This is a genomic window from Pseudomonas sp. NY11955, from assembly GCF_048068035.1.
Classification (GTDB): domain Bacteria; phylum Pseudomonadota; class Gammaproteobacteria; order Pseudomonadales; family Pseudomonadaceae; genus Aquipseudomonas.
This window is the reverse complement of sequence record NZ_JBLUPS010000038.1, coordinates 1-2652: the sequence shown is the minus strand read 5'-3', so window position 1 is coordinate 2652 and position 2652 is coordinate 1. Positions and strand designations below refer to the sequence as shown.

2 protein-coding genes are annotated in these 2652 nt (G+C 62.4%); both read right to left on the bottom strand.

Going from position 1 to position 2652, the window contains the following annotated elements; translation table 11 throughout:
• On the bottom strand, positions 1-1713 hold a 1713-nt coding region (locus tag ACNFBR_RS29150; protein ID WP_416737874.1), incomplete at its 3' end, for a condensation domain-containing protein.
• Between the two features lie 286 nt (positions 1714-1999).
• Positions 2000-2652 (bottom strand): phosphopantetheine-binding protein (locus ACNFBR_RS29145; RefSeq protein ID WP_416737873.1); only part of this gene is annotated, 653 nt, incomplete at its 5' end.

Genomic DNA, 2652 nt, shown 5'->3' with positions numbered 1-2652 from the left:
CACGATACCCAGCAGGCCGATGACCATCTCCAGGCTGCGCTGCATGGCGATGCCCACCAGCACATCGGGGCCAACGCCCTGTTCGCGCAGCTTGTGCGCCAGTTGGTTGGCACGGCGATTCAGTTCGGCGTAGCTCAGGGTCTGCTCGCCAAACACCAGCGCCGGGGCGTCCGGGGTGGCGAGCACCTGGGCCTCGATCAGTTGATGGATGCTGCGCTCGTGCGGGTACTCGGCCTGGGTTGCATTCCAGTCGCGCACGATCAGGTGGTGTTCAGGCTCGGCCAGCAATGGCAAGTCGGCAACCCGTTGAGCCGGGTCACGAACGATCCCCTGCAACAGGCTCAGCCAGTGCCGGGCCATGCTCTCGATAGTCGTGGCATCGAACAGGTCAGTGGCATAGGTAAGCGCCGCGCCAATGCCTTGTTCATGCTCGAAAGTGTCCAGGGTCAGGTCGAACTTGGCACTGTGGCTGTCCCACGCCAATTCTTCCATCTCCAGCCCCTGCAGGCTGCTGCGTGCCCCCTTGGCCTGGGTCTGGTGGTTGTACATCACCTGGAACAACGGGCTGTGGCCTGGGTTGCGCTCGACCTGCAAGGCTTCGACCAACTGCTCGAACGGCAGGTCCTGATGGGCCTGAGCGTCCACAGCGCGTTGCTTGACCTGCTGCAACAGCTGGCTGAAGGTCATCTGCAGGTCGAACTCGGCCCGCAACACTTGGGTGTTGACGAAGAAACCGATCAGGCGCTCGGTCTCGGCCCGATTGCGGTTTGCCACCGGCACGCCCACGCGGATATCGGGCTGCCCGCTGTAGCGGTGCAGCAGCGCCTGGAAGCTGGCCAGCAGCAGCATGAACGGTGTCACGCCCTGCAGCTGGGCCAATCGCTTGAGCGCCCCGGCCAAGTCGTTATCCAGTGCGACCGTGACCCGCGCGCCCTGGTGGCTGCTCACGGCGGGTCTTGGGCGATCGCAGGGCAATTCCAGCACGGGCTGTTCATCACCCAGTTGCGCAGTCCAGTAGGCCAGCTGCTTTTCTTGCTCGCCAGCCTCCATCCAGTTGCGCTGCCAGATGGCATAGTCGGCGTACTGCACCGACAGCGCCGGCAAGTCCACCGGCTGCCCTTGGCTCACACCGTGGTAGAGCTGTACCAGTTCGTTGACCATCACTGGCATCGACCAACCATCGGAGACGATATGGTGCAAGGTCAGCACCAGCACATGTTCCTCCGCTGCCAGGCGCAGCAGGCGCCCCCGCAGCAAAGGGCCATGCCGCAGGTCGAAGGGCAGATGCGCTTGAGCTTCTACGCGCTGGCGCAAGAGGCTGTCATCAGCCCCTTCCAACGCTTCAAGGGTCAGTTCGAAAGGCGTGTGCGGGTGGATCACCTGAACCGCCCGCTCCCCTTCCAGCTCGAAGGTGGTGCGTAGCGTTTCGTGGCGCTGGATCAGTGCCTCGAAACTGCGCTGCAGGGCCTGGGTATCCAACTGGCCGCGGAAGCGCAAAACGGACGAGAGGTTGTACGCGCTGCCCACCTGGCCCAACTGCGACAGTATCCACAAGCGCTGTTGGGCGTAGGAAAGCGGTACTGGCTCTTCGGGGTCCCTCGGGAAGATCGGCGTGACCCCATACAGGTTCACGCCTTGTTTCTTGAGCAAGGCTGCCAACGCCTTACGTTTTTGGGTGGACAACGATACGACTGTATCGAGCAGCTCTTGCACAGGGAATCTCCTAAGAAATCAGCTCATCAATTTCCTCCGTAGTTAGACGGTTGAGTGGTGGCATGGATTTAGCCGGAAATTCAGTGGCAGTAGCGCTCGGCGCATTTACAGCGCAACCCTTCTGGTCGACGCCGTGCCTGTAGGAGCAGCCTTGTGCTGCGAAGAGGCCGGTAAGGCTAAAGATCCTCTTCGCCTGCAATGGCCTCTTCGCAGCACAAGGCTGCTCCTACAGATTCCGCCCATGCCATGGAATCTCCCACAGCAGTCAGGATGCTCGAACGGCCCGTTACGAAATCAGCGCATCGAGTTCTTCCGTGCTCAAGCTGTCGAGCAGCGCCAAGGACTTGGCCAACTGGTCCTGGGTGGTATCGACCGTGGGTGCCTTGCCCTCGAGCTGACGACAGAATTCGGACAGCACCGGGAACTCGAAGAGCTCCTTCAGTTCGGCCGCTACACCCGCTTGCTCCTGGATGCGCACAATCACCGAAGTGGCCAGCAGGGAATGACCACCCAACTCGAAGAAGTTGTCACTCAGCCCAACCCTTTCCAGTTTCAGCACATCCGCCCAGATTGCCGCGATCTGCTGCTCCAGCGCGCTCTGCGGGGCGATGTATTCACCCTGCAACTGGCTGGCATCCGGCTGCGGCAGGGCCTTGCGGTCCAGCTTGCCGTTCGGCGTCACCGGCAGTGTGCCGAGCAGCAACAGGTGCGCCGGCACCATGTAGTCCGGCAGGCCAGCCTTGAGGGCTTCGCGCAGGCTGTCGCGCAATGCGCTTTCGTCTTGCGCGCTGTCGGCTGGCACCACGTAGCCCACCAGTTGCTTGCCGCTCGGCCCGTCCTGGGCCAGCACCACGGCTTCCTGCACGCTCGGCAGCTCCAGCAGGCGCGCTTCGATCTCGCCCAGCTCGATACGCAGGCCGCGGATCTTCACCTGGTGGT